This is a genomic window from Bradyrhizobium sp. USDA 3650 (genome assembly GCF_054057395.1).
The window spans coordinates 4,031,213-4,054,413 of record NZ_JBSRZG010000001.1; the positions used below are offsets into that span (position 1 = coordinate 4,031,213).

The following is a 23,201-nucleotide window of genomic DNA, read 5'->3' on the forward strand; positions in this document are numbered from 1 at the left end:
TCACCCTGCAATCCGCGCGTCGGCGACCGCCTTCTTGAACAGCGCGTTCATCGCGGCCGAAATGCCCTGGGTGGGGCTTACCTCGAAATAGAATCCCGGCGACGCGCAGCTCTGCATGTTCTGCGCGATCTCGCTGTTCGGCGATGGGCCCCACGGCCCCGGGTTGAAGGGCGCGATCCAGTCGCTGTACCAGTTGTCGGTAGGCGGCTGATACGTCGTATACAGGACCGCGATCTTGATATTGCGGTTCTTCAACGTCGTACACAGCGCGGGATTGATAGGAGACTGACAGCGCGGCGCTATGTTTCCCCAATGACTATTGTACATCGTCTTCAGGCAAGAGGCATTGCTTTCATCTGCAACGCCGTCCGATACGAAAAACAAATATTTCAGCGGGGCGGAAGATGTGCCGGCTCCCGGCGAGGCGATTGCACTATTGATTGCCGGAAAAATAGTGGTGAACGGAGTATCCTTGTCGGCAGTATACGCATCATTCTGACCGGCCACCGACATCAGGTCGATATTTCCCGCCGCCGTCTTGGCGGAGGTCAGGCTCGACGAGAGCGAGAACAGATTTCTCAATCCGATCGTCGCCGACGAAGCGCCGAAATCGTAGATCGCCATTCTGAACTGGTTCGAGTAGGTCTGCGTGCTCTGGGCCGTGTCCATCAAGTTGGCGCTCGCCTGGCGCACCACGTCAATTCGGGTCGTGATGCCATTTGCTTTGGCGATGGCGTAGTTGCTTGTGCCGGCCGCTTTGGTGGTGTCGTGACAGGCAAATGCACATCCGCCCGTCTTCGCCTGCAAATTCGTGATGTCGGCCGGTGTCGCTGCGACGCCCATCGACGGAGAATTGTCCAGCAGGAGATAGAAGTCGACATAGAGCGGCATATTGACCGTCGACGCCGACGTGCCGCTCATGGTCAGCGTGGTCTTGCCGATCAAGCCGAGAAACATGGTGTTGATGGAGGCGGTGAACGAGACGGTCGAGTTGATGGTCGAGCCGGTCTTGACGACGGTCTGGGTGACGCTGTTGAGCGTATAGCCGGTCAGGTTGGCGCGATTGGCATCGAAGATTTTCTGGGCGTCGGTGACGCCGACCGCGATCGAGCCGTCCGCGGTCATCGAGCCCGCGGCGGCAAACCCCGGGCGAGGCTTTGGCGATGGCACCGACGCTGGCCGCGTCGGCCGCGCCCTGAAGTTTCGCCCGGACCTGCGTGGCGCGGGAGTAGTCGATCGCACTGCCGACGAACGTGATCAGAGGCACGCAGCAGATTGCGAAGATCACCGCCACATTGCCGCGCCGGTCGCGGAGGAACCGGCGGAAGATGGTACGACACTCAGCGCGCATGGATCTGGCCCGGATTGGTTTCGGCGCTTCCACTCTAGGAACCGTGGATTAAATATGACTTATGGAGACCTCGGAAACACGGGCCTTAACAGGGTTAACGAACCGTTGCGAATGACCTTCAGCGAGCGACATTCCAGGCATGGCTGATCTCAAACTGACGCTGGTGGTGGCCTGCGCGCTGGTCGACGCCGACAACCGCGTCCTGATCGCGCAGCGCCCCGAGGGCAAGACGTTGGCCGGCCTCTGGGAATTTCCCGGCGGCAAGTGTGAGCCCGGCGAGCGGCCGGAACAGAGCCTGATCCGCGAACTCCACGAGGAGCTCGGCATCACCGTCGCCGAGCCCTGCCTGGCGCCGCTGACATTCGCGAGCTACGGCTACGAGACCTTTCACCTCCTGATGCCGCTCTACATCTGCCGGCGCTGGGAGGGACAGGTCGCGCCACGCGAAGGCCAGACCCTGGCCTGGGTCCGCGCCAACAAGCTGCGCGACTATCCCATGCCGCCCGCGGACATTCCGCTGATCCCGCATTTGATTGATCTGCTGCTGTGAATGGAAGATCGCCGTCACCCTGAGGTGCCGGAGCGAAGCGGAGGCCTCGAAGGGCGACGACGCCAAAGTACCCGCGAGCATCCTTCGAGGCTCGCCGAAGAGGCTCGCACCTCAGGATGACGCCGCGTTTTGCGGCTAGACGCCGCTACTCTTTCCCCGCCTTCTTCACCGCCTCCGCCAGGCTCGCCTTCGCTGATCCGGGCTTGAGCGGCTGCTGCTGGCTCGCATGCGGGGCCCAGCCGGAGAGCCAGATGATATCGAATGTCGCACGGATGCGGCCGTCGGCATGGGCAAAGCGTTCCGCGTAGATTTCGGCCATCCGCAGCAGCGTCGATCGCCGGCTCGGCGTACGCCGCCGCTCGATCAGCACATTGGCGGCGCCCATGTGCCTGATATCCTGCATCAGCGCGAACGCGTTGGCGTAGCGCACCACGACGCGGTCGACATCGGTGACCGGCAGCGCAAACCCCGCCCGCTGCAACAGCGCGCCAACGTCGCGCAGATCGGCAAACGGTGCCACGCGCGGCGACACGCCACCCTCGCATTCGGCCTCGGCGGCGGCAAAAGCCTGGCGCAGCTCGGTCAGGCTGTCGCCGCCGATCATCGCCGCCAGCAGCAGCCCGTCCGGCCTCAGCGCGCGACGGATTTGCGCGAGCACACCCGGCAGATCGTTGACGAATTGCAGCGCCAGCGCCGAGACCACGAGATCGAGGCTTTCCGGCGCAAAGGGCAGCTTCTCCGCACCGGACGCATCGAGCTCAATGCGCTCGATCGAGGGCAGCCGCGCGCGCAGCACGGCGAGACCCTCGCCGGGCGTCCAGAGATCGGCCGCCGTGTGAAACTCCCGCATCACCGCGGCCAACCGGTCGGACATGTCCTCGGCGACCCGATCCAGCAGGAAGCTCACGGCACCTTGCGCCTGCGCGCGGCGCTGTCGCGCGTGCAGCAAAGCACGATCGAACAAAGCGGGCGGGGTTTGCGGGTCTTGAGCCATGCCGCTGGTTACGCCGATCATGCTGGTTCTGGCAATCCGGTGCGTGCGGCGCTAGCTTTCGGCCATGGCATCCGACGCCGCCCCCTTCAGCTCCATCGCCGCCCCCCTGCGTGCCGCATGGATGGCTGGCCGCCACGTGCTGTCACGTGCGGCACGGCTTGCGCTCGACATCGCGCTGCCGACGCTGTGCGTGTCCTGCCGCGAGCCGGTCGACGGCGAGGGCGTGTGCGCGGCGTGCTGGGCGCGGCTGTCGTTCATCGAACGGCCCTACTGCCCGCGGCTCGGCATTCCTTTTGTGTACGATCCCGGCCCCGACATGCTGTCGATGGAGGCGATCGCGAGCCCGCCGGCCTACCAGCGGGCGCGCGCCGCGGTGCGTTATGACGACGTCGCGCGCACCCTGGTGCACGCGCTGAAATACCAGGACCGCACGGATCTGGCGCCTGCCATGGGCCGCTGGATGGCGCGCGCGGGCGGCGAGCTGCTCGCCGAGGCCGACATGCTGGTGCCCGTTCCCCTGCATTGGCGAAGGGCCTGGCGCCGCCGCTACAACCAATCCGGGGCGCTGGCGCGGATCATCGAGCGGCAAAGCGGGGTGAAAGCGAAGGCTGAGGTGCTGCGCCGGGTCCGCGCCACCGAGCAGCAGATCGGCCTGTCGCGAGCCCAGCGCGCCACCAATGTGCAGGGCGCATTCCAGGTATCCCCGGACCGTCAGGCGGACGTCCAGGGTCGGCGCATTGTCCTCATCGACGACGTCCTGACGTCCGGTGCGACGCTGGATGCCTGTGCGCGGGCCCTGCTCCGGGCCAAGGCGGCGCAAGTGGACGTGCTGGTGTTCGCCCGGGTTGTCGAGAGCCGGTGAAGTCCCATATAATTCAATGAATTCATGACATGAAAGCGCCAGGCAAGATGACCGCTGCTGTCGAGATCTACACCAGGCCGGGCTGCGGCTATTGTTCCGCCGCCAAGTCGCTGCTGACCCGCAAGAAGGCGACCTTCACGGAGTTCGATATCGCCAAGAATCCGTCCTGGCGTCAGGAGATGTACGATCGCGCCGGCGAGGGTTCGACCTTCCCGCAGATCTGGATCGGCGGAACCCATATCGGCGGCTGCGACGAGCTCTACGCGCTCGATCGCGAAGGCAAGCTCGACGGCATGCTCGAAAGCGTCAAGGCGGAGTCATGAGCGACAACAGGACCTTCACGGCGGCGATGGTGCAGATGCGCACCGGCCTGATGCCCGAGCCGAGCCTCGCGCAGGCGACCAGGCTGATCCGCCAGGCTGCGGCCAATGGCGCCGACTACGTGCAGACGCCCGAAGTCAGCAACATGATGCAGCTCAACCGCAAGGCCCTGTTCGAGCACCTCCAGAGCCAAGACGACGACAATTCGCTGAGGGCATACCGGGCGCTCGCGGCCGAACTGAAGATCCACATCCATGTCGGCTCGCTGGCGCTGCGCTTTTCGGACGAGAAAGCGGTCAACCGCTCGTTCCTGATCGGGCCCGAGGGCAATGTGCTCGCGAGCTACGACAAGATCCACATGTTCGACATCGAGCTGCCTGATGGCGAGAGCTATCGCGAATCCGCCAATTACCAGCCGGGCGAGACGGCGGTGATCTCCGACCTGCCCTGGGGCCGCGTCGGCCTGACGATTTGTTATGATGTGCGCTTCCCCGCGCTCTACCGCGCGCTGGCCGAAAGCGGCGCATACTTCATCACGGTACCCTCGGCCTTCACCCGCAAGACCGGCGAGGCGCATTGGCATGTGCTGTTGCGTGCCCGCGCGATCGAGACGGGGTGCTTCATCTTCGCCGCGGCGCAGGCAGGCCTGCACGAGAACAAGCGGGAGACCTATGGCCATTCCCTGATCATCGATCCCTGGGGCGAGATTCTCGCCGAGGGCGATGTCGAGCCCGGCATCATCATGGCAAAAATCGACCCGGCCAAGGTCGAGACCGCGCGCCGCGCGATCCCCTCGCTCCAGCACGGCCGCCGCTTCGGCGTCGCCGACCCTAAGGCGGGGCCGGACCACCTGCATCTGGTGCGGGGATCGGCATGATCCGCTACGCGCTCCGCTGCGACCGGAGCCACGACTTCGAGAGTTGGTTCCAGAGCTCGGCCGCGTACGATTCTCAGGTGAAGCGCAAGCTCGTGACCTGTCCGATCTGCGGCTCGGCCAAGGTCGACAAGGCGATCATGGCGCCGCGCATCGTCGGCAAGAAGGGCCGCGGACGCGCCACGCCGCCGCCCGAGCCCACCGCCACGACGCCCGCGCCCGAGGCTGCGCAATCCGCACCGACCTCGCTGTTGATGGCGCAGGAGCGCGAGCTGCGCGCCAAGCTCAAGGAGCTGCGCGACCACATCGTGAAGAACGCCGACAATGTCGGTGAGCGATTCGCCACCGAAGCCCGCGCGATGCATTACGGCGACAAGGAGCACCGTCCGATCTACGGCGAGGCCTCGCCCGACGAGGCCAAGTCGCTGATCGACGAAGGCATCGAGGTGTCTCCGCTGCCGACGCTGCCGGAAGATCGGAATTAAACTCCCACCAGCACCGCCACGCCGATCACGATCAGCGCGATGCCGATGATCTCGCGCGGCGCGATCGGCTGCTTGAACGAATAATACGCCACGCCTTGCGCGAACAGCACCTCGATCAAAGCGAGGGTGCGGACATTGGCGGCGGCCGTCAGCGCGAACGCCAGGAACCAGAACTGCGAGGCGAACGCGCCCATGAAGCCGGCGAGCAGCGATGGCTTCCAAAGCCCCAGGATCGCCTGAAGCACGTTCGGCGCGCGCCAGAGCAGATAGATCGTCAGGATCAGCGTCTGCACGAACAGGCCAAGCACCAGGGTGAAGGATGCCGCCGTCACGAACGAGACATCAGGCACGTTGATGATGGCACCGCGGAAGCCGACCGCCGACAACGCGAACGCAGCCGCCGCGACGAGACCGGTGATGGTCGGCTTCAATTCGGCAAAGCTCTTCTCGCCGCCGGGCCGCAGCGCGGTGATGACGACGCCGATTGTCGCGATCACGATCGCAAGCACCTTGAGCCATGTCAGATGATCGCCGAGGAAGACGAAGCCGAAGATGGCGGTCTGGATCGCCTCGGTTTTCAAATAGGCCGTCGTCACCACGAAGGAGCGGTCGTTCATGGCGAGCAGCATCAGGCCGGTCGCGACGATCTGGCTGAGGGCGCCGAGCAGCAGCCACGGCCAGAACACGCCGGGCGGCATGCCGAGATCATCGGCCGGTGGCGACCAGCACCACCGCCAGGAAAAGCAGCGAGAACGGAAAGCCGAACAGGAAGCGGATATTGGTTGCGCCCCAGGTCCCCAGCGGCTTCGTCAGCGACCGCTGCATCGCATTGCGCGCGACCTGGCCGAGCGCGGCAATGACGGTAAAGGGAATCCAGAGGCTGGCGATGGTGAACATGGGTGGGATGGCGGTGGGAGGAAGAGGACGTTGAGGTCAACGTGCCGCTCGCGCTCAAGCAGGTCAATCACGCCGATGTCATGGGTGCGATGCTTGCCTGACAAACTCAGTGTCGTCCTGGACAAGCGAAGCGCAGATCCAGGACCCATTACCCCAGGGAGTGATTTGGCGAAGATTCGTGGTTATCAGCCTTCGCCTAACCAGACCCTGGGGTAATGGGTCCTGGCTTTCGCCAGGACGACGAATGTTTGGATGCAGCCCGGCCTCACACCATGCCTTCCGCCACCACCATGTAGTTCACGTCCATGTCTGACGAGAGGGTCCATTTGTCGGCGAAGGGTGAGTAGACGACGCCGGTCTGCTCGGTGATGACCAGGCGGTTATCGAGCAGGTATTTCGTCAGCTCGTCGGGGGTGACGAACTTGTTCCACTCGTGGGTGCCGCGCGGCAGCCAGCGCAGGACGTATTCGGCGCCGACGATGGCGAGCGCAAAGCTCTTCCAGTTCCTGTTCAGCGTCGAGACCACCATCAGGCCGTTCGGCTTCAGCATCGCCGCGCAGCGCTTCAGGAAAACGCCGACGTCGACGACGTGCTCGACCACCTCCATCGCCAGCACGATGTCGAAGCGCTCGCGCGGGTCGATCTCCTCAACCGTGGTGCAGCGATAGTCGATCGCGAGATGCGCCTTGTCGGCATGCAGCTTCGCGGCCGCGATGTTGCTGACCGACGGATCGACGCCGATGACCTGCGCACCCAGGCGCGACAGCGGCTCGCAGAGCAGGCCGGCGCCGCAGCCGATGTCGAGCACGCGCAGACCGCCGAGGCAGTTGAGGCTGCGCACATTACGCTCGAACTTGCGGCAGGCGGCGTCGCGGATATAGCCGAGCCGCAGCGGGTTGATCCGGTGCAGCGGCGCCATCTTGCCGTTGGGGTCCCACCACTCGGCCGAAAGTTTTGAGAATTTCGCGATCTCGGCGGCGTCGACGGTCGAGCCCGGCTGCGGGCTTGCGGTTGCGGAAGTATTTTGCTGCATGCTCATGGGTTGCGCGCGGTCCTACCGCGTGGTGATCGAACTGCGGAAGGCGAGCGGCGAGGCGATGGTCCGGATGGTTTCGCGACCTTCCCCCACGCCATTGATGGTCACGTCGCCATAGTTGAGAATGCGTCCAAGAATGGTCTGATTCACATCGACGCTCTCGACCTTGTCCAGCGCCATTTCGAAGGTGCGGCGCTTGATGAAGCCGGTCTTGTGCACGATCCGCAAATTGGTCACGTCGGTCTCGGTGGTAAAGCGATGGAACCAGCCCTTCACGGTCCAGTACAGCGCCGCCAGAGCCACCAGGCCGGCCGCGACGAGGCAGAGCAGCACGAGCCCCTCGACGATGGTTTGCCGGGACAGGACGAACAGGGCCAGCGCCACGATCCAGGCCAGGATCGCCGGCAAATAGAAGATCCAGTGCGCATTGGTCGAATACAGCACCCGCTCGCCCGGTTGCAGGATCTCGTCGATATAACGCGCCATGACCTCGATTAACCCATTGCCCGGATTGGTCCACGCAGGAACCCGCTTGCCCCCGGCCCCGCCCCTCTGTATACGCGCGGTCGGTATCGCAGGCACCCGTCCAGCGCGGGTCACCATACTTATCCTTATGAGGGAATGCACGCGTCGTCATGAGCCGCCTCGTGATGAAATTCGGCGGCACATCCGTCGCCAACATCGAACGTATCCGCAACGTCGCACGCCATGTGAAGCGTGAGGTCGACGCCGGCCATGAAGTGGCCGTGGTCGTCTCGGCGATGTCCGGTAAAACCAACGAGCTGGTGGCCTGGTGCACCGAGGCCTCGCCGATGCACGATGCGCGCGAATACGACGCCGTGGTCGCCTCGGGCGAACAGGTGACGTCCGGCCTGCTTGCCATCGTGCTTCAGGGCATGGGTATCCAGGCCCGTTCCTGGCAGGGCTGGCAAATCCCGATCACGACCAGCGACGCCCATGCTTCGGCCCGGATCGAGGGCATCGACGGCAGCGAGATCATCAAGCGCTTCAGGGAGCGCAAGGAAGTCGCCGTGATCGCCGGCTTCCAGGGCATCAACCCCGAGACCAACCGCATCACGACGCTTGGCCGCGGCGGCTCCGACACCTCGGCCGTGGCAATCGCCGCAGCCGTCAAGGCGGACCGCTGCGACATCTACACCGACGTCGACGGTGTCTACACAACAGATCCGCGGATCGTGCCGAAGGCCAAGAGGCTCGACAAGATCGCGTTCGAAGACATGCTGGAGCTAGCCTCCCAGGGCGCCAAGGTGCTCCAGGTCCGCTCGGTGGAACTCGGCATGGTCCACAACATGCCGATTTTCGTCCGCTCGAGCTTCGACAAGCCCGAGGATATCGACCCGCATGCCAACCAGCCGCCCGGCACGCTGATCTGCAGCGAGGAGGAGATCATGGAAAGCCACGTCGTCACCGGCATCGCCTTTTCGAAGGACGAGGCCCAGATCTCGGTCCGCCAGATCGAGGACAAGCCCGGCGTGGCGGCGTCGATCTTCGGACCGCTCGCGGAGGCCAACATCAACGTCGACATGATCGTGCAGAACGTCTCCGAGGACGGCAAGACCACCGACCTTACCTTCACGGTTCCGGCCGCCGACTACACCAGGGCCAAGGAGACGATCACCGCGGCCAAGGGCCAGATCAATTATGCCCGGCTCGACACCGCGACCGACGTCGCCAAGATCTCGGTGATCGGCAGCGGCATGCGCAGCCATGCCGGCGTTGCCGCCCAGGCGTTCTCGGCCCTCGCAGGACGGAATATCAACATCCGGGCCATTACAACCTCCGAGATCAAATTCTCGGTCCTGATCGACACCGCCTATACCGAGCTTGCGGTCCGCACCCTGCACACGCTCTACGGTCTCGATCAGGCTTAGGCTAATTTTCTCTTAGCGGTCGCAGCAAACGCTGAGGTCTCCACACTTTCGCGTTTGGCAGGCGTTTTGCTTGGCAAAACAAGCCCCAATTCGCTATACGGCGAACAGGGTGGGCTGCCGGAAACTGTGCCCCAGTTGAGGCGGTGCTGATTCGGCCCAGGCAACCGCCGGGGCTGGCGCCGGACGAGCAAATTTGTTGTTTTTCTGGATTTCTGGGCGAGCCGCCGCGGGTCCTTTCGGCCCCGGCAGACGGAGGAGATTGACGGTTCATGCGGAGCGCGTCGGGAGGTCCCCGCGTCTTGTTGAGACGGCTCCGCGAAACCATGGCGGAGCAGGTCTCGGCCCAGGAGCGGCTCGACAAGATCGTGGTGCTGATCGCGGCCAACATGGTGGCCGAGGTGTGCTCGGTCTATGTGCTGCGCGTCGACAACACGCTCGAGCTCTATGCCACCGAAGGTCTCAACCGCGAGGCGGTGCATCACACCGTGCTGACCGCCCATGAGGGCTTGGTTGGCCTTGTCGCTAGCGAGGCGACCCCACTCAATCTGAACGACGCACAGAGCCACCCGGCGTTCTCGTTCCGCCCTGAGACCGGCGAAGAAATCTACCACTCCTTCCTTGGCGTGCCGGTCCTGCGCGCCGGCAACACGCTCGGCGTGCTGGTGGTGCAGAACCGCGCCAAGCGCAACTATGTCGAGGAGGAGCTTGAGGCGCTTCAGACCACCGCGATGGTGCTAGCGGAACTGATCGCCTCCGGCGAGCTGTCCGCGCTGGCCCAGCCGGGCCATGAGCCCGCGGCACGTCATTCGGCGCAGAAGGTCGGCGCCATCCTGTCGGAAGGCATCGCGCTCGGCCATGTCGTGCTGCACGAGCCGCGCGTCGTCATCAAGGACTACATTGCCGAGGACCTGCCGAAGGAGATCAAGCGGCTCGACACCGCGCTGGCCAAGCTGCGCGCCGATCTCGACCGCATGCTGGAGCGCGGCGACGTCGCCGAGGGCGGCGAGCATCGCGAGGTGCTGGAAGCCTACCGCATGTTCGCCAACGACCAGGGCTGGTCGCACAAGCTGCACGAGGCGGTCGCCACCGGCCTCACGGCGGAAGCCGCCGTCGAGCGTGTGCAATCCGACACCCGCGCGCGCATGCTGCGCTCGACCGATCCCTATTTGCGTGACCGGCTGCATGATCTCGAGGATCTCGGCTATCGCCTGATGCGGCAGCTGGTCGGCCAGGATCACGCGCCGTCACGCGAACAATTGCCCGACAACGCCATCGTCATCGCGCGCGCGATGGGCCCGGCGGCGCTGCTCGACTACGACCGCAAGCGCCTGCGCGGCATCATATTGGAGGAAGGCACCGCCAATTCCCACGTCTCGATCGTGGCGCGCGCGCTCGGCATTCCCGCGGTCGGCGAAGTGCCGAACGCGCCCGGTATCGCCGATCCCGGCGACGCCGTCATCGTCGACGGCACCTCCGGCATGATCTATGTGCGCCCATCGCAGGAGGTCGAAGCAGCCTTCGCAGAGCGCGTGCGCTTCCGCGCCCGCCGCCAGGCGCAGTATCTGGCGTTGCGCGACCTGCCCTGCGTCACCAAAGACGGCCAGAAGGTCGAGCTGATGATCAATGCGGGTCTCGCGATCGACCTGCCGCATATCGAAGACACCGGCAGCGCCGGCATCGGCCTGTTCCGCACCGAGCTGCAATTCATGGTCGGCCAGAGCCTGCCGCGCACCAGCGACCAGCTCGCGCTCTATCGCACCGTTCTGGATGCCGCCGGCACCAAGCCCGTCACCTTCCGCACCCTCGACATCGGCGGCGACAAGGCGCTGCCTTATATGGAAGCGGTGATCGAGGAGAATCCCGCGCTCGGATGGCGCGCGATACGGCTCGGGCTCGACCGTCCCGGCCTGTTGCGCGGCCAGATCCGCGCACTGCTGCGCGCCGGCGGCGGCCGCGCGCTGCGCATCATGTTCCCGATGATCTCGGAGGTCGCCGAATTCGATTCGGCGAAGGCGCTGGTCGAACGCGAGCTGACCTATCTGCGCCAGCACGGCCACACGCTGCCTGAAAGAATCGACATCGGCACCATGGTCGAGGTGCCGGCGCTACTCTATCAGCTCGACGAGCTCCTCAAGAAGGTCGACTTCATCTCGGTCGGCTCCAACGATCTGTTCCAGTTCCTGTTCGCGGTCGACCGCGGCAACGCAAAAGTCTCCGAGCGCTTCGACACCATGTCGGCGCCGATCCTGCGCGCGCTTCGCGACATCGCACGCAAGACGCAAGCCGCGAAGAAATCACTGTCGCTCTGCGGCGAGATGGCCTCGAAGCCGATCGGCGCCCTGGCGCTGATCGCGATGGGCTATCGCTCGCTGTCGCTCTCCGCCACCGCGCTCGGTCCGGTCAAGGCGATGGTGATCGATCTCGATGCCAAGAAGGCCGAAGCGATGCTCGGGCCGTTGCTGGACGCGCCCGCCGGCAGCGTCTCGATCCGGCAGAAGCTGACGGAATTTGCCGAGGCTGAAGGCCTGGCCTTGTAGCGGGCCTGTCGCCCCTTCCTGTCGCCTCGCCTTTCCCGCATTTTGAGACTGAACCGATGTCGTCACTCCCCGAAGCCAAACTGGACGTGCTCCTTGCTCATCATGCCTCTCTCGAGGCGGAATCGCTGGGGCAACTCGCTTCCGAACGCTATGTGCAGATCACGCGTGAACTCGCCGAGCTCACGCCATTGATCGAAGCGGTCAAGACCTATCGATCGGTCGTCAAGGAGCTCGCCGACACCGAGGCGCTGATCGCCGACCCCGCGACCGATGCCGAGATGCGCGCCATGGCGGAGGCCGAGCGCGGCGAGCTGACGCCAAAGATCGAGGAACTGGTCCAGAAGATCCGCGTCGCGCTGCTGCCGAAGGACGCGATGGACGACCGCAACGTGGTGCTGGAAATCCGCGCCGGCACCGGCGGCGACGAGGCGTCGCTGTTCGCCGGCGATTTGTTCCGGATGTACGAGCGCTTCGCGGCCCTGCAGGGCTGGAAGGTCGAGGTGATCTCGGCCAGCGAGGGCAGCGTCGGCGGTTATAAAGAAATCATCGCGGAGGTGCAGGGCCGCGGCGCGTTCTCGAAGCTGAAGTTCGAATCCGGCGTGCACCGCGTGCAGCGCGTGCCGGACACCGAGACGCAGGGGCGCATCCACACATCCGCCGCCACCGTCGCCGTGATGCCCGAGGTCGAGGAGGTCGATGTCGAGATCCGGAACGATGATTTGCGTATCGAGACGATGCGCGCCGGAGGCGCCGGCGGCCAGCACGTCAACAAGACCGAATCGGCGATCCGCATCACCCACATCCCGACCGGCATCGTGGTGATGATGCAGGACAGCCGCTCGCAGCACAAGAATCGCGCCTCCGCCATGAACATCCTGCGTTCGCGCATCTACGACGCCGAGCAGCAACGCCTCGACGCGGCGCGCTCGGCCGAGCGCAAGGAGAAGGTCGGCTCTGGCGACCGCAGCGAGCGCATCCGCACCTATAATTTCCCGCAAGGACGCGTCACCGATCACCGCATCAATTTGACGCTCTACAAGCTGCCGCAGGTGATCGCGGGCGAAGCGCTGAGCGAACTGACCGACGCGCTGACCACCGAGCACCAGGCCGCACAGCTCGCCGCCCAGGGCGCGGCGGCGTGACCGGCGCGTGAGCAATCCCTTCACCGGATTATCCGTTGAGAGCGCGCGGCGCGCGCTGGCCGCGCAACTGAGATCGGCGCAGCTCGAAGAAGCCGAGCTCGACGCGCGTATCCTGCTCGGCGCGGCACTCGGGCTTGATCTCACAGGCCTCGTTGCGCAGGCCGCCCGCCTGCTCGCGGAAGCCGAGACGTCGCGGCTCGCGCAATATGCCGGGCGCCGCATCGCCGGCGAGCCGGTCGCCCGCATTCTCGGCACACGTGAATTCTGGGGCCTGCCGTTTCGTCTGTCGGAAGCAACGCTGGTGCCGCGCCCCGATACCGAGACCGTGGTCGAACGCGCGCTCGAACTCTTTCGCGAGCGGCAACACTCCCACCACATACGCATCGCCGATATCGGCACCGGCTCCGGCGCCATCCTGCTCGCGCTGCTGCACGAAATTCCCGGCGCCGTCGGCGTCGGCACCGATCTCAGTCTGACCGCGCTCAAGACCGCAAAAGACAATGCCGCAGCTCTCGGCCTCGCCGACCGCGCCAGCTTCGTCGCCTGCTCCTACGCGACGGCGCTCCGCGGCCCGTTCGACCTCGTCGTGTCGAACCCGCCCTACATCCCGTCGGCCGAAATTCCGAAACTGAGCATCGAGGTGCGCGAGCATGATCCGCATCTGGCACTCGACGGCGGCAATGACGGTTACGACGCCTATCGTGCCCTGATCCCGCAGGCGGCTGAACGTCTCGCCCCCGGCGGAGCACTGATCGTCGAGGCCGGACAGGGCCAGGCCCGAAATATTGAAACCTTGATGATTGCTGCCGCGTTGGTGGTGGACAGGCCGCCCAGGGCCGATCTGGCGGGCATCCCGCGGGCGGTTTCGGCCCGGAAAATGCCCCCATAAAAGCCGGATTGGGCTGCAAAAAACCTCTTGGAATATCCCTTGGGAACGACTACCTTCCGATCAACACATCGGTGCCGGCCCCGTAGACTTACGGGCGAAAGCCGGGCTCTCGGGCGAGAGCTTACTGATAAAGGTTCCAAGCCGCAGGTCCTGTTGAGCGCGATGGCCATTTGAGCTGCGCTGCTTACCGACCGCAACGTGAACGAAAGCCTGATATTGCGCTTGAAGACTTACGCAACAAAGCAGGGCTTGTTTCGGCAGGCGATATGAATGGGTTCGCTGGCGATGGATGCTGGCGGTGGGGAACGCGTCTTTTGTTGAACGCGACGGTCGACGAACATCGGCAGGGATCAATCCGCTCTTGCGTGCGGTTGCGCGCAAGCGATGTGAACCGCTGTCATCAGGTCACTCTCGGCAATCAGTAATGCGTGCAACCTTTAGGGCTGGAATTAAAGGCAGGACATGAGAAACGGTCAGAACAAGCAGCGGATGCGCAACCGCAACAATAATAATAATAACAATAACAACAATAATAACCGGCGCGGCCAGAACCCGATGACCCGGGTCTACGAGTCCAACGGACCCGACATCAAGATCCGCGGCACGGCTTCGCATATTGCTGAAAAATATCTCCAGCTCGCGCGCGACGCGCGCTCCTCCGGAGACCCCGTTGCGGCCGAGAATTACTACCAGCATGCCGAGCATTATTTTCGCCTGATCGCGACGGCTCAGGAACAGTTCCGGCAGAACCAGCAGCCACGCGGCGACGAGCCCATCAGCAATAGCAGCGGCGACGACGGCGAGGACGACGGCGAAAATTTCTCGAATTTCGGCCAGGAGCCGGGTTTTGTCCCACAGCCGCCACCGCAGCCGTTCACGCGCGACCGCGACGGCCCGCGCGATCACCAGCCGCGTGATCATCAGCCCCGCGACAACCACTATCAGCGCGACAACCAGCAGCCGCGCGAACATCGCGAACGCGACCATCGTCCGCAGCCGCAATATCAACCCCAGCCGCAACCGCTGCCGCTGAACCAGCCCCAGCCCGTCGTCGCCGACGCCGTCAGCGTCGATCGTCTGCCCTCCTTCATCACCGGCCCGCAGCCGCAGGTGAGCAGTGGCGCGCCGGGCCAGGCCGGCTTCGAAGGTGCTGGTGGTGGCGAGCGCTTTCCACGGCGCCGCCGCCGGCCGAATGGCCCGCGCCCCGAGCGCGAAGCCGCTCCGGCCGCCTCGAGCGACGAAGTGGCCCCCGGCGAGTAAGCCTTTCGCCGGACATCGTGCCCCAGATACCCTGACCTGAATCGTCCCGGCCTGTCCGGGACGATTTGTTTTTAGCTACGCGTCGCCGTCGTCGAGGATGGTACCAGCACCGGCTTCGCCAGTGAGGGAATCAGCCGCGCCCGCTCGCGCTTGGCGGGGATCGCGCGGTAGACCTGCTTGGTCGCCTCGACGATGTGCACGCCGGCAAAGGGCAGCGACAGCGCCGCGCCGGCGCGCTCCCACATCTGTGCGGATTTCAGCACCCAACCGCCGGCATAGGGCGGCATGAACAGCGCCTCGCCCCAAGCGGTCGGCGTGAACCAGGTCTGGCGCAACAGGTCAGTGATCTGCGAGCGCGAATAGGGCCGGCCGTGACCGAACGGCGTGCTGTCGGTGCGGGTCCACACCCCGCGCCGGTTCGGGATCACCGCAATCACGCGACCGGACGGCGACAGCACCCGCCATGCCTCGCGCAGCAGCGCGGCCGGATCGTCCGACATTTCCAGTGCGTGGACCAGCAGGATGCGATCGACCGCGGCGTCGGGAAGCGGCAGCGAGAACTCGTCCACCAGCGAGGCGAGCGCCGGCCGTCCCGTCGGCCATTTCAGGACGCCCTGGGCCGACGGCATGAAGGCCAGGCAGCGCTCCGCGTCCTCGCGGAACAACCCGAGATAGGGCGTGGGATAGCCGAAGCCGAGCACCCGCTGGCCATCGACGCGCGGCCAGCGCTCCCGAATACCACGATTGATCATTTGCCGCGCCACAATCCCGAGGCGACGGGAGTAGAACTCGCGGAGGTCGACGACATCAATGGTCATGATCGCAATGTAACATGCACGAGGCGGCCGCCGCGCGCGGAATATTGCATTGCCTGCGCAACGTTAACGCCATATTTGTCTGACGGAGCTGAGCGCGATCGGAGATGACATGGCCGCCGAAATTCGTACTTTCACCTGTTTAAACGACAATTTCGGTTACCTGATCCACGATGTGGAAACCAAGGCGACGGCGTCGATCGACGCGCCGGAGGCCGGCCCCATCCTGAAGGCGCTCGAGCGCGAGGGCTGGCAGCTCACCGACATCCTGATCACCCATCATCATGGCGATCATGTCGGCGGGGTCGCCGAACTCAAGCAGAAATACAATTGCCGCGTCGTCGCGCCGCACGACAAGACCACTAAGATCGCTGACGTCGACCTGCGCGTCGCCAATGCCGAAATCGTCAAGGTCGGCAGCTTGCTGGGGCGCGTACTGGAGACGCCCGGCCACACGCTCGACCACATCTCCTACGTGTTCGACACCGAGAAAGCGCTGTTCGCCGCCGACACGCTGTTCTCGATCGGCTGCGGCCGCGTGTTCGAGGGCACCTATCCGATGATGTGGGATTCGCTTCTGAAGCTGCGTGCCCTGCCCGACGACTTCAAGCTCTATTGCGGCCATGAATACACGGCGTCCAACGTCAAGTTCGCGCTGACCGTCGACCCCGACAACGTGGCGCTGCAGGCGCGCGCGGCCGAGGTGGCGAGGCTGCGGGCCGAGAACAAGCCGACCATTCCTTCGCTGCTTGGTGACGAAAAGCGGACAAACGTGTTCCTGCGCGCCGATGAACCGTCGATCGCAGCCAGGCTGCACATGAAGGGCGCGGATGCCACCGCGGTGTTCGGCGAGCTGCGCGAGCGCAAGAATAAATCTTGAAGAACGAGTCCTGAAGACCAATTCCTGACGGGAATCGATGCCAACCGCAGCCGAGATCATCGCGCGCCTCGAACTCCGACCGCATCCCGAAGGCGGGCACTATCGCGAGACGTTTCGCGATCAGACCACCGACGCCAACGGCCGCGCGCGCTCGACCCTGATCTACTTCCTGCTGGCGCGCGGCGAGCGCTCGCACTGGCACCGCATCGATGCGGTCGAGAGCTGGCACTATTACGCCGGCAGCCCGCTGACGCTGCGTATCGCCCATGACGGCTGCTCCCAGCACGAGGTGCGGCTCGGTACGGACCTGTTGAACGGCGAGCGGCCACAGGCGATCGTGCCGGCTGATGCGTGGCAGACGGCAGAGACCACCGGCGAGTGGACCCTGGTCGGCTGCACCGTGGCGCCAGCATTCGAGTTCGCCAAGTTCGAGCTCGCGCCGAAAGGTTGGGAGCCCTGAATCTCAATCTGGAATCGGGTGGGTTTGGTCCGCGTCACGCCTTAGGACAGCGCTTCAAGCGAACAGGAGCGCACGATGCACGGAACACTCGGCCCCGCCGCCGTCCAGATCGACCCGGCCATTTTGTATTTCGGCACGCCCGTCGTCCTCATCGGCTCAACCAATGAAGACGGCACTTCCAATCTCGCGCCGATGTCGTCGGCATGGTGGGTCGGGTGGCGCTGCATGCTGGGACTGGCCCGGAATTCCAAGACCACCGAGAACATGATTCGCACGGGCGAATGCGTGCTCAATCTGCCGTCCGCCGATCTGGTCGCCGCGGTCGATCGCCTCGCACGGACCACGGGATCGGATCCGGTGCCGCCCGGCAAACTCTATCGCGGCTATCGGCACGAGAAGGACAAGTTCGGTCGTGGCGGACTAACTGTGCTGCCGGGCGAAACAGTCGCCGCACCGCGTGCGGCCGAGTGTCCCGTGCAGATGGAAGCCAAGGTCGCCCATGTCCATGAGATGGCGCAGGACGACGCGGTCTGGCGCGGCAATCTCGCCGCGATCGAGGTCCGCATTACCCGCGTGCATGCGCATCCCAACATCATGATGGATGGCGCCACCAATCGCATCGACCCGGACAAATGGCGGCCGCTGATCCTCAGTTTTCAGGAATTTTACGGCCTGACGCCGCAACGCTTGCACCGTTCCGAACTCGGGCAGATTCCGGAGGCGATGTACCGGCCACCGGGTTGGCAGCCAGCGCTTTAGCGGCGCCTCATCGCTTCCGCAGCACCATGTCCTTCGCCGCGATCAGGCCGCCGCCGGCGATCAGGATCGCGGCGATGGCGATGTTGGCGCTGGCATTGGCGAACCCGGCGGCGATGAGGAAGCCGGTCGAGAGCAGCGGCGTCGCGTAGGACGCGGCGCCGAGCACGCGGATGTCGCCGCGCTTCATGCCGATGTCCCAGGCGTAGAACGCAGCACCGACGGGACCGAAGCCGAGCGCGATCACGGAGAGCCACTGCAAGGTCGTGTCCGGCCACACCGTAGTTTCAAGCAGTCCATGCATCAGCGCGGCGAGCACCGCGGTGGCAAGGCAGAATCCCGCGACCGCATCGGTCGGCACCGCCTTCAATCGCCGCGACAACACCGAATAGGTCGCCCACACGAACGCTGCGATGAAGGCCGCGGCCAGTCCCGGCAATTGCCCCTGCGTGAAGCCGGAGGTGTTCCCGGCGAACAGCAGCACGGTGCCGACGAGGCCGAGGACGGCGCCGACGACGTGGTGCACGGCAAGCCGCTCGCCCGGCAGAAACGACGAGAACAGCACGATCAGAAGCGGCCACAGATAATTCAGCAGGCCGGCTTCAGCCGGCGGCGCGAAGCGCAGCGCGAGGAAATACAGCGCGTGATAGCCGAACAGTCCGCCGACACCGACGGTCCACACGGCCAGTGGCTGACGCAGGCTTTTGGCCGCCGCGCCGCGGCCGATCCAGGTGAGCAGGCCGACCAGACCGCCGATCGCGAACGTCATCGCGGCCAGCTGGAAGGCCGGGATCTTTCCGGTCGCCACCGTCATCACCGACAGCAGCGACCACATCAGGATCGCCGTCAATCCGATCAGCGTCGCGGTGCGGGGGGTCATCGATCAAAGGCTCTGAGGACGCTTATGCCCGGCACGAGGCCGGGCATTTCGTCTTCACTATCGCCTTGTCGCGCCTGAAGCTACAGGCATTTGGCTCAGCGACGTCCAGCGGAGAGAATTGGCGTCATCAGGCCTGGTATTGGCCGCCATTGATGGTCAGCGTCGAGCCGGTGATGAAGCCGGCCTCGTCGGCCGCCAGGAACACGACCGCGCGCGCGATCTCTTCCGGTTCGCCGAGCCGGTTGACCGGGATCTGCGGGATCACGTTCTTTTCCAGGACGTCCTTCGGCACGGCCTGCACCATTTCGGTGTTGATGTAGCCGGGGCAGATCGCGTTGACGGTGATGCCGCCCTTGGCGTTCTCGAGCGCGAGTGCCTTGGTGAAGCCGATGTCACCGGCCTTCGCGGCGGAATAGTTGACCTGTCCGAATTGTCCCTTCTGGCCGTTGATCGACGAGATCGAGATGATGCGGCCGAACTTGCGCGCACGCATGCCTTCAATGACTGGACGCGTCATGTTGAACAGCGAACCGAGGTTGGTATTGATGACGGCGTTCCACTGCTCGAGCGTCATCTTGTGGAAGGCGGTGTCGCGGGTGATGCCGGCATTGTTGACGAGCACGTCGATCGGGCCGATCTCGGCCTCGACCTTCTTCACGCCCTCGGCGCAGGCATCGAAACTGCTGACGTCCCATTTGTAGACGGCGATGCCGGTCTCGGCCTTGAACTTCTCCGCCGCCGAATCGTTGCCGGCATAGCTCGCCGCAACCTTGTAGCCGGCTGCCTTCAGCGCCTTGCTGATCGCAGCTCCGATGCCCCGCGTACCACCCGTCACCAATGCAACACGTGCCATATCGTATTTCCTTCCCTTGGACTCTTCGGCCGTTTCTGAGTGATCGTTTTTAAGTGCGGATTATGGGGGACGTTTGACGGACATCAAGAACAAAACGCCCGGCGTTGAGCCGGGCGTTTCTCTTTAGTCGAGGCTTGTACGGTTGCGAAGAATATTTGATTTGCAACCGCCGCCTTTTTAATCGCGTGCAACGCACTCAGTCACGTGTGCAGCGCACGCGCAAATGACGCGGCAACTATCTTCAGTCGCGCGCCACACACATCGCGATACCCATGCCGCCGCCGATGCACAGCGTGGCGAGGCCCTTCTTCGAATCCCGCTTCTGCATCTCGTGCAGCAGCGTCACCAGCACGCGCGCGCCGGAGGCACCGACCGGATGACCGATCGCGATCGCGCCGCCGTTGACGTTGACCTTCGAAGTATCCCAGCCGAGATCCTTGTTGACGGCACAGGCCTGCGCCGCGAAGGCTTCGTTGGCCTCGATCAGGTCGAGGTCGCCGACATTCCAGCCGGCCTTCTTCAGCGCGGCACGCGAGGCCGGGATCGGGCCCGAGCCCATGATCTTCGGATCGACGCCCGCCTGCGCCCAGGACACGATGCGCGCGAGCGGCTTCTTGCCTTCCTTGGCGGCCTGCTTGGCGGTCATCAGCACCACGACGGCGGCGCCGTCATTGATACCCGACGCAGAGCCCGCGGTGACCGTGCCGTCCTTCTCGAAGGCGGGACGGAGCTTCGCCATCGCGTCGACCGTTGCGCCATGGCGTGGATATTCGTCGGCGCTGACGACGACATCGCCCTTGCGTCCCTTGATGGTGACGGGAACGATTTCGTCGTTGAATCTACCGGCCTTCTGCGCGGCCTCGGCCTTCTGCTGCGAGGCGACCGCGAACTCGTCCTGCTGGGCGCGGGTGATCTGCCACTGCCGCGCGACGTTCTCGGCGGTGTTGCCCATGTGATAGCCGTTGAAGGCATCCCACAGGCCGTCCTTGATCATGGTGTCGATGAATTCGACTGCACCCATCTTGACGCCGCCACGCAGGTACTGGGCGTGCGGAGCCATGCTCATGGATTCCTGGCCGCCGGCGACCACGATCTCGGAATCGCCGTTGAGCAGTGCCTGATAGCCGAGCGCAACGGTGCGCAGGCCCGAACCGCAGAGCTGGTTGACGCCCCAGGCCGGGCTCTCGACCGGAATGCCGGCATTGATCGAGGCCTGGCGAGCCGGGTTCTGGCCTTGGGCGGCGGTCAGGATCTGACCCATGATGACTTCGGAGACCCGGCCGGGCTCGATGCCGCCGCGCTCCAGCGCGGCCTTGATGGCGATGGCGCCGAGATCATGGGCGGGAAGGGTTGCGAACGCTCCGTTGAAGCTTCCGACCGGGGTGCGGGCGGCGCTGACGATGACGACATCGTCTGACATGGGCATCTCCTGGGTTGTATGGGGGCAGACGGGGCTGGGGAAACGGCTCGCCAGTCTCGGACGGCATCCTGTTAACGTCGTTGAGGCATGTCAATCGGCCGGCGGCCGAATTCATCCCGCAGCGCATTCAAAATAGCGTTCTTGGCGCTTTCGCAAGCACGTTTTTGCTGCCCGATTAACCGTGGCGCACAAAACGGTAGCGTGACCCCTTTGAAAATGTTGCGTTGCGTACTCTTCCCGCCCTGCGGCATAGCCCGTCAGGTTCCCGTTCTCCGCGTCTTGCAAGTGAGAGCCCATGGCGAAATCAGACCAACCCACCACCATCAAGAAATACGCGAACCGTCGGCTCTATAACACCGGGACGAGCACTTACGTGACGCTGGAAGACCTCGCCTCCATGGTCAAGGACGGCGAAGATTTCCTGGTCTACGACGCCAAGACCGGCGACGACATCACCCGCTCCGTGCTTGCCCAGATCATCTTCGAGCAGGAGAACAAGGCCGGCCAGAACCTGCTCCCGACCACCTTCCTGCGCCAGCTGATCCGCTTCTACGGCGACAGCATGCAGATGGTGGTGCCGAAATATCTGGAGCAGGCCATCGCCTCGCTCACGCAGGAGCAGGAGAAGTTCCGCAAACAGATCGCCACCTCGCTGTCCGGGACCCCGTTTGCGCCGCTGGAGGAACAGGTCCGCCGCAATATGGAGCTGTTCCAGCAGACCTTCTCGATGTTCAAGCCTTTCGCGCCCGGCGCAGCCCGCCCCGCAGGCTCCGCGGAGCCGGCCCCCGAGGCGACCGCCGAAGCGCCGAAGGACAGCAACATCGACGATCTGCGCCAGCAGATGAAGGACATGCAGGAACGCCTCGAGCGGATGTCGAAGAAGGACGAGTAAGTCCTCTCGTTCGCGCTCGCGTCGCGAGCGCCGCGGCCCGCTGATTTCCTCAGCAGTCCCCCCAACTCGTCATTGCGAGCGCAGCGAAGCAATCCAGAATCCCTCCGCGGAGGCGGCCTGGATTGCTTCGCTGCGCTCGCAATGACGGGGAAACTGGGGAAACTACGCCGCCAGCTTCACAGCGTGGGCAAAGTCCCAATAGAGCTTGCGCGCGCGGGTGTAGAGCGGGCCCGGTTTCAGCTCACGATCGTCGATGCGGATCACCGGCGCGACTTTTGCGAAATTGCCCGTGGAAAAGATCTCGTCGGCGGCGAGGAAGTCGGCATAGCGCAGCGTCTTCTCGACCACGGTGACGCCGTCGGCGCGAAGCAGGCTGATGACGCGCTGGCGGGTGATGCCGTTGAGGAAGGTGCCGTTCGGCACCGGCGTGTAGACCACGCCGTCCTTGGCCATGAACACGTTGGAATTGCCGAACTCCGCGACGTTGCCGAGCATGTCGAGCATCAGCGCGTTCTGGAAGCCGCGCGAGGCGGCTTCGGCAAGCGCGCGCGAATTGTTCGGATAGAGACAGGCGGCCTTGGCGTCGACCGGGGCGCATTCGGCGGTGGGCCTGCGGAACGGCGACAGCGTGATCGCGTTGCCGACCGGCTTTGGCATCGGCGCCTCGTAGATGCACAGGCACCAATCGGTGGTCTCGGGATCGAACAGCACGCCGCCGCCCGAGCCGTTCCGCGCCCAGTACATCGGGCGGACGTAGAGCTCGGCATTCGGCGCGAAGCGTGCGATGCCCTCGTTTGCGAGTGTCAGCCAGGTGCCGGTGTCGACCAGCGGCTTCAGGCCAAAGCTGATCGCGGATTGATTGGCGCGGGCGACGTGACGGTCGAGATCGGGCGCGACGCCTTCGAACGCCCGCGCACCGTCGAACACGACAGAGCCAAGCCAGGCCGCATGCGTGCGCGGCCCCATGATCGGCACATTGCCGTCATGCCATTTGCCCTCGAAGAAGGTCCAGCTCGGCGAATATGCGATGGGCTTTTTGATCTCGGCCATGACCGGCCTCTCCCTTGGCGTGGTGCCGCATTATAGCGCCACTATTGGGCGCAATTTCTAAATGATTCCCTGCGGGAAAATGGTGAGTTACCCTCCCGGGAGGGG

22 protein-coding genes and 2 pseudogenes are annotated in these 23,201 nt (G+C 64.5%); 14 read left to right on the forward strand and 10 right to left on the reverse strand.

The features are described from left to right. Positions 1 to 1,351: pseudogene (locus ACVIN2_RS18730) on the reverse strand (TadE/TadG family type IV pilus assembly protein). A gap of 139 nt (positions 1,352 to 1,490) precedes the next feature. Here ACVIN2_RS18730 and mutT point away from each other — a divergent pair. Continuing rightward, positions 1,491 to 1,901, forward strand: a complete 411-nt coding sequence (mutT, locus tag ACVIN2_RS18735) for an 8-oxo-dGTP diphosphatase MutT (protein ID WP_456766668.1) — start codon at positions 1,491 to 1,493, stop codon at positions 1,899 to 1,901. 145 nt (positions 1,902 to 2,046) lie between these two features. Here mutT and ACVIN2_RS18740 read toward each other — a convergent pair whose 3' ends face one another. After that, entirely contained in the window at positions 2,047 to 2,916 is an 870-nt protein-coding gene (locus ACVIN2_RS18740) for a methyltransferase domain-containing protein (RefSeq protein ID WP_456766669.1), read from the reverse strand. A 43-nt stretch (positions 2,917 to 2,959) separates the two neighbouring features. Between ACVIN2_RS18740 and ACVIN2_RS18745 the strand changes: the two genes are divergently transcribed. Genes ACVIN2_RS18745 through ACVIN2_RS18760 form a run of 4 tightly spaced genes read left to right on the forward strand, consistent with a single transcriptional unit; the run spans position 2,960 to position 5,437 of the window. Then, entirely contained in the window at positions 2,960 to 3,757 is a 798-nt protein-coding gene (locus ACVIN2_RS18745; RefSeq protein WP_456766670.1) for a ComF family protein, read from the forward strand. A 47-nt stretch (positions 3,758 to 3,804) separates the two neighbouring features. Beyond that, on the forward strand, positions 3,805 to 4,080 hold the full coding sequence (gene grxC / locus ACVIN2_RS18750) for a glutaredoxin 3 (protein WP_456769758.1): 276 nt from the start codon (positions 3,805 to 3,807) through the stop codon (positions 4,078 to 4,080). After that, complete coding sequence (locus ACVIN2_RS18755) at positions 4,077 to 4,955, forward strand: carbon-nitrogen hydrolase family protein (RefSeq protein WP_247363092.1); 879 nt, start codon at positions 4,077 to 4,079, stop codon at positions 4,953 to 4,955. Before grxC ends, ACVIN2_RS18755 begins: the two co-directional genes overlap by 4 nt. Continuing rightward, positions 4,952 to 5,437 carry a DUF1178 family protein gene (locus ACVIN2_RS18760; RefSeq protein WP_247464461.1) on the forward strand — a complete coding sequence of 162 codons (486 nt, stop codon included), beginning with the start codon at positions 4,952 to 4,954 and terminating at the stop codon, positions 5,435 to 5,437. Before ACVIN2_RS18755 ends, ACVIN2_RS18760 begins: the two co-directional genes overlap by 4 nt. Here the strand turns inward: ACVIN2_RS18760 and ACVIN2_RS18765 are convergent. The 3 genes and pseudogenes from ACVIN2_RS18765 to ACVIN2_RS18775 all read right to left on the reverse strand — a co-directional run bounded on the left by ACVIN2_RS18765 (position 5,434) and on the right by ACVIN2_RS18775 (position 7,856). Continuing rightward, a pseudogene (locus tag ACVIN2_RS18765) lies at positions 5,434 to 6,334 on the reverse strand (EamA family transporter). The gene ACVIN2_RS18760 and the pseudogene ACVIN2_RS18765 sit on opposite strands and share 4 nt — an antisense overlap. A 265-nt stretch (positions 6,335 to 6,599) precedes the next feature. Continuing rightward, positions 6,600 to 7,373: a bifunctional 2-polyprenyl-6-hydroxyphenol methylase/3-demethylubiquinol 3-O-methyltransferase UbiG gene (ubiG, locus tag ACVIN2_RS18770; protein ID WP_354207422.1), complete on the reverse strand. Its 774-nt coding sequence runs from the start codon at positions 7,371 to 7,373 to the stop codon at positions 6,600 to 6,602. Positions 7,374 to 7,388: 15 nt separating this feature from the next. Next, a complete protein-coding gene (locus ACVIN2_RS18775; protein ID WP_035973495.1) occupies positions 7,389 to 7,856 on the reverse strand; it encodes a PH domain-containing protein in 468 nt (155 codons plus the stop codon). Between the two features lie 149 nt (positions 7,857 to 8,005). On the opposite strand from ACVIN2_RS18775, the gene ACVIN2_RS18780 reads away from it, so the two are divergent. From ACVIN2_RS18780 to ACVIN2_RS18800, 5 genes are all read left to right on the forward strand, one after another. Continuing rightward, a complete protein-coding gene (locus tag ACVIN2_RS18780; protein WP_247363095.1) occupies positions 8,006 to 9,262 on the forward strand; it encodes an aspartate kinase in 1,257 nt (418 codons plus the stop codon). A 269-nt stretch (positions 9,263 to 9,531) separates the two neighbouring features. Beyond that, on the forward strand, positions 9,532 to 11,799 hold the full coding sequence (ptsP, locus tag ACVIN2_RS18785) for a phosphoenolpyruvate--protein phosphotransferase (RefSeq protein WP_247432538.1): 2,268 nt from the start codon (positions 9,532 to 9,534) through the stop codon (positions 11,797 to 11,799). Between the two features lie 56 nt (positions 11,800 to 11,855). Continuing rightward, a complete protein-coding gene (gene prfA / locus ACVIN2_RS18790; RefSeq protein ID WP_456766671.1) occupies positions 11,856 to 12,941 on the forward strand; it encodes a peptide chain release factor 1 in 1,086 nt (361 codons plus the stop codon). Positions 12,942 to 12,948: 7 nt separating this feature from the next. Continuing rightward, positions 12,949 to 13,830 (forward strand): peptide chain release factor N(5)-glutamine methyltransferase, encoded by an 882-nt coding sequence (prmC, locus tag ACVIN2_RS18795; RefSeq protein WP_456766672.1) that lies wholly within the window; start codon positions 12,949 to 12,951, stop codon positions 13,828 to 13,830. 462 nt (positions 13,831 to 14,292) lie between these two features. After that, the gene (locus tag ACVIN2_RS18800) at positions 14,293 to 15,090 is read left to right on the forward strand and encodes a DUF4167 domain-containing protein (RefSeq protein ID WP_456766673.1); all 798 of its coding nucleotides are present in this window, start codon (positions 14,293 to 14,295) and stop codon (positions 15,088 to 15,090) included. A 71-nt stretch (positions 15,091 to 15,161) separates the two neighbouring features. On the opposite strand, the gene ACVIN2_RS18805 is transcribed toward ACVIN2_RS18800, so the two are convergent. After that, positions 15,162 to 15,908 carry a methyltransferase domain-containing protein gene (locus ACVIN2_RS18805; protein WP_456766674.1) on the reverse strand — a complete coding sequence of 249 codons (747 nt, stop codon included), beginning with the start codon at positions 15,906 to 15,908 and terminating at the stop codon, positions 15,162 to 15,164. A gap of 109 nt (positions 15,909 to 16,017) precedes the next feature. Here ACVIN2_RS18805 and gloB point away from each other — a divergent pair, with 109 nt between their 5' ends. From gloB to ACVIN2_RS18820, 3 genes are all read left to right on the forward strand, one after another. Beyond that, entirely contained in the window at positions 16,018 to 16,785 is a 768-nt protein-coding gene (gene gloB / locus ACVIN2_RS18810) for a hydroxyacylglutathione hydrolase (protein ID WP_456766675.1), read from the forward strand. 37 nt (positions 16,786 to 16,822) lie between these two features. Further along, positions 16,823 to 17,245, forward strand: coding sequence for a cupin domain-containing protein (locus tag ACVIN2_RS18815; RefSeq protein WP_354257733.1), 423 nt, complete (start codon positions 16,823 to 16,825; stop codon positions 17,243 to 17,245). A gap of 75 nt (positions 17,246 to 17,320) precedes the next feature. After that, the gene (locus ACVIN2_RS18820) at positions 17,321 to 18,004 is read left to right on the forward strand and encodes a flavin reductase family protein (RefSeq protein ID WP_456766676.1); all 684 of its coding nucleotides are present in this window, start codon (positions 17,321 to 17,323) and stop codon (positions 18,002 to 18,004) included. Between the two features lie 7 nt (positions 18,005 to 18,011). Here ACVIN2_RS18820 and yddG read toward each other — a convergent pair whose 3' ends face one another. The 3 genes from yddG to ACVIN2_RS18835 form a co-directional block, all read right to left on the reverse strand. Continuing rightward, the gene (yddG, locus tag ACVIN2_RS18825; protein WP_456766677.1) at positions 18,012 to 18,881 is read right to left on the reverse strand and encodes an aromatic amino acid exporter YddG; all 870 of its coding nucleotides are present in this window, start codon (positions 18,879 to 18,881) and stop codon (positions 18,012 to 18,014) included. A gap of 127 nt (positions 18,882 to 19,008) precedes the next feature. Next, positions 19,009 to 19,734, reverse strand: coding sequence for an acetoacetyl-CoA reductase (gene phbB, locus ACVIN2_RS18830; RefSeq protein ID WP_456766678.1), 726 nt, complete (start codon positions 19,732 to 19,734; stop codon positions 19,009 to 19,011). A gap of 241 nt (positions 19,735 to 19,975) precedes the next feature. Next, on the reverse strand, positions 19,976 to 21,154 hold the full coding sequence (locus ACVIN2_RS18835) for an acetyl-CoA C-acetyltransferase (protein ID WP_027515119.1): 1,179 nt from the start codon (positions 21,152 to 21,154) through the stop codon (positions 19,976 to 19,978). 295 nt (positions 21,155 to 21,449) lie between these two features. On the opposite strand from ACVIN2_RS18835, the gene phaR reads away from it, so the two are divergent. Then, positions 21,450 to 22,046, forward strand: a complete 597-nt coding sequence (gene phaR, locus ACVIN2_RS18840; RefSeq protein ID WP_007599149.1) for a polyhydroxyalkanoate synthesis repressor PhaR — start codon at positions 21,450 to 21,452, stop codon at positions 22,044 to 22,046. 162 nt (positions 22,047 to 22,208) lie between these two features. Here phaR and ACVIN2_RS18845 read toward each other — a convergent pair whose 3' ends face one another. Then, entirely contained in the window at positions 22,209 to 23,096 is an 888-nt protein-coding gene (locus tag ACVIN2_RS18845; RefSeq protein ID WP_456766679.1) for a branched-chain amino acid aminotransferase, read from the reverse strand. Positions 23,097 to 23,201 lie beyond the last annotated feature (105 nt).

Bases quoted from the DNA above. Each gene is read 5' to 3' on its own strand.
- mutT (WP_456766668.1), top strand. From the start codon at position 1,491: ATGGCTGATCTCAAACTGACGCTGGTGGTGGCCTGCGCGCTGGTCGAC.
- ACVIN2_RS18740 (WP_456766669.1), bottom strand. From the start codon at position 2,916: ATGATCGGCGTAACCAGCGGCATGGCTCAAGACCCGCAAACCCCGCCC.
- ACVIN2_RS18745 (WP_456766670.1), top strand. From the start codon at position 2,960: ATGGCATCCGACGCCGCCCCCTTCAGCTCCATCGCCGCCCCCCTGCGT.
- grxC (WP_456769758.1), top strand. From the start codon at position 3,805: ATGACCGCTGCTGTCGAGATCTACACCAGGCCGGGCTGCGGCTATTGT.
- ACVIN2_RS18755 (WP_247363092.1), top strand. From the start codon at position 4,077: ATGAGCGACAACAGGACCTTCACGGCGGCGATGGTGCAGATGCGCACC.
- ACVIN2_RS18760 (WP_247464461.1), top strand. From the start codon at position 4,952: ATGATCCGCTACGCGCTCCGCTGCGACCGGAGCCACGACTTCGAGAGT.
- ubiG (WP_354207422.1), bottom strand. From the start codon at position 7,373: ATGAGCATGCAGCAAAATACTTCCGCAACCGCAAGCCCGCAGCCGGGC.
- ACVIN2_RS18775 (WP_035973495.1), bottom strand. From the start codon at position 7,856: ATGGCGCGTTATATCGACGAGATCCTGCAACCGGGCGAGCGGGTGCTG.
- ACVIN2_RS18780 (WP_247363095.1), top strand. From the start codon at position 8,006: ATGAGCCGCCTCGTGATGAAATTCGGCGGCACATCCGTCGCCAACATC.
- ptsP (WP_247432538.1), top strand. From the start codon at position 9,532: ATGCGGAGCGCGTCGGGAGGTCCCCGCGTCTTGTTGAGACGGCTCCGC.
- prfA (WP_456766671.1), top strand. From the start codon at position 11,856: ATGTCGTCACTCCCCGAAGCCAAACTGGACGTGCTCCTTGCTCATCAT.
- ACVIN2_RS18800 (WP_456766673.1), top strand. From the start codon at position 14,293: ATGAGAAACGGTCAGAACAAGCAGCGGATGCGCAACCGCAACAATAAT.
- ACVIN2_RS18805 (WP_456766674.1), bottom strand. From the start codon at position 15,908: ATGACCATTGATGTCGTCGACCTCCGCGAGTTCTACTCCCGTCGCCTC.
- gloB (WP_456766675.1), top strand. From the start codon at position 16,018: ATGGCCGCCGAAATTCGTACTTTCACCTGTTTAAACGACAATTTCGGT.
- ACVIN2_RS18815 (WP_354257733.1), top strand. From the start codon at position 16,823: ATGCCAACCGCAGCCGAGATCATCGCGCGCCTCGAACTCCGACCGCAT.
- ACVIN2_RS18820 (WP_456766676.1), top strand. From the start codon at position 17,321: ATGCACGGAACACTCGGCCCCGCCGCCGTCCAGATCGACCCGGCCATT.
- yddG (WP_456766677.1), bottom strand. From the start codon at position 18,881: ATGACCCCCCGCACCGCGACGCTGATCGGATTGACGGCGATCCTGATG.
- phbB (WP_456766678.1), bottom strand. From the start codon at position 19,734: ATGGCACGTGTTGCATTGGTGACGGGTGGTACGCGGGGCATCGGAGCT.
- ACVIN2_RS18835 (WP_027515119.1), bottom strand. From the start codon at position 21,154: ATGTCAGACGATGTCGTCATCGTCAGCGCCGCCCGCACCCCGGTCGGA.
- phaR (WP_007599149.1), top strand. From the start codon at position 21,450: ATGGCGAAATCAGACCAACCCACCACCATCAAGAAATACGCGAACCGT.
- ACVIN2_RS18845 (WP_456766679.1), bottom strand. From the start codon at position 23,096: ATGGCCGAGATCAAAAAGCCCATCGCATATTCGCCGAGCTGGACCTTC.